This is a genomic window from Aerococcus sp. L_32 (genome assembly GCF_050689315.1).
In genome coordinates, this window is the sequence record NZ_JBOEQF010000784.1 from 1 (window position 1) to 847 (window position 847).

1 protein-coding gene is annotated in these 847 nt (G+C 35.8%); it reads right to left on the bottom strand.

Translation table 11 applies throughout. From position 1 onward, the window contains the following. Window positions 1–243: 243 nt before the first annotated feature. Entirely contained in the window at window positions 244–642 is a 399-nt protein-coding gene (mscL, locus tag ACRCJ0_RS16470; RefSeq protein WP_069286300.1) for a large conductance mechanosensitive channel protein MscL, read from the bottom strand. Between the last annotated feature and the right edge of the window lie 205 nt (window positions 643–847).

Genomic DNA, 847 nt, shown 5'->3' on the forward strand with positions numbered 1-847 from the left:
GGACTAGCTGAGTATACTTACATACTCAGCTAGTCCTTTTACTTTGTTCAAAATAGATGAAGATAGATTAAAGGACGGAGCCTAAATCGGGCTCACACCTTATAGTCGAGTTCGAGGATCTCGCATCCTAAAATCGGACTCGCTTTGGCAATCAGGTGTTCACTTCAGGAATATTTGCAGCAAGTAAACTTGCTACGGCATATTCCTTCCAGTGCTACCTGCCTAAACGCCAAAGCTCACACCTTAATTATTATTTTGTTCTTTTAATAAGTCACGGATTTCTGTTAATAGTAATTCTTGGCTATCAACAAGTGCTACTTCGTCGTCTTCAACACCATCTTCTTCTTTCTCGAATTGGCTCTTCAATGATGCTACAGCTTTCATGACGAAGAATAATACCAATGCGATAATTAAGAATGTGATCACCGCTTGGATAAAGTTACCTACAGTTAATACAGCTGAACCTAACTGAACTGTGATAGATGCAAAGTCTGTTGACCCCAAAAATAATCCAACAAATGGCATAATAATATCATTTACTAATGAGTTCACGATAGTAGTAAAAGCAGTCGCCATTACAACCCCGATTGCCATATCTAAAACATTACCTTTAGCGATAAAATCGCGGAATTCTTTTAACATTTTTGTTTCCTCCCCTAAATAAAATATGATTAATAATACATAACTTATTAAACCATATCTCTCATTTTTTGTAAAAAAATAGCCTAAAACCATACAAAGAAAGTACAATTTCAAGCTAAATATTTCAATATTGTATTAAAAATGCACGAAATTGATGACCCCTAAACCAATCATCAAACAAGAAACCGCCAAATGCAGCTTCCGA